The following is a 1,049-nucleotide window of genomic DNA, read 5'->3' as shown; positions in this document are numbered from 1 at the left end:
TTTCGGAAATAAGGTTCTGCTGCAGGAACATGGAAAGCTGCCTGGTGGAAGCCGTCATGATGAAGGCCATGATATGGGGCAGCGTGCAATATTCGGGAAATTCATCCCAGAAGCGGAAGGCGACCCCGCGCAGGATACCCAGCCCTCCGGCTATCCATTCGTTCTGTTTCTCCCCTTTGGGCAGCAGGGCCAACAGGACATCCTCCATCAACTGCATCAGCTCGGTACGGTCCTTTACCACCTTGAGCGGATTGAAGCGGTACGAACGTTCCGGCTTGTCGAAGCTCACATAATAGAATTTGTGCGGATAGCCGTGTTTTTCTATCAGGTTATAGGCTGTCTGAGTATAGTCGGTGTCTTTGAAGTCATAGATGAATCCGGCAAACCCCAACTTGATATACTCTTCCAGCAACCATTTACCGATACTTTTCGTCTTTCCCGATCCGGCTCCCCCATAGACGAGGAAATTGGAGTAATAGTAATAGAATTCCAAATGGGTATATGGAACTCCGGAAAGGACCGGCAGCCTGATCGGCCGCTTGTTTTGCTTTCTGCCTGAAGGGCTGATACAGGAAATGCCGGCTATGGCCAGCGAACCGCCGGCCGGCCATAGCGCATAGGCCGGGAAAAACAGGTATGCCAGATAAGTCTCGGCCACCAGGCATACAAGGAAAACCGGCAAATTCACATACCACTTCCGACTCAGGGTGGAAACTCCCGTCACCAGGCAGGCCAGGGATAAAATAATAAGTTTGATATAAGGAATGTAATTCTCCATCACAGTTATATTTTTTTATTTTACTTAATAAGCTGTTTTACTTTAATCATGCTAATTCATGATTTATTTTTAAAGTGTTATATGTATAACACTATATTTCCGCTTGGAAGGACCGATCCTTTTTACCGGCCGTTTCCAGGCATTTGGCTGTATATCCGGACGGGGTCCTGACCAGTATAAACGGCTTTTCACATCCCGGTAATCCGGTAGGTTGTCCCCGGATCAGGGATATCCATCTGGCAGGAGATATCTTTTGGGGATTTACCCCGGC

Annotated in this window: 1 protein-coding gene and 1 pseudogene; both read right to left on the bottom strand. The window is 48.1% G+C overall.

The window, feature by feature from the left end; genetic code table 11:
• Nucleotides 1–778: type IV secretory system conjugative DNA transfer family protein (locus tag FDF36_RS21005; protein ID WP_220392691.1), on the bottom strand; the 778-nt coding region annotated here is incomplete at its 3' end.
• Between the two features lie 91 nt (nucleotides 779–869).
• Nucleotides 870–1,049, bottom strand: a pseudogene (locus FDF36_RS21000) (hypothetical protein); the annotation flags it as partial.

The organism is Bacteroides fragilis, assembly GCF_019583405.1.
GTDB lineage: Bacteria > Bacteroidota > Bacteroidia > Bacteroidales > Bacteroidaceae > Bacteroides > Bacteroides fragilis_B.
The sequence above is the reverse complement of the archived record's forward strand: the minus strand, read 5'-3'. Positions and strand labels throughout refer to the sequence as shown.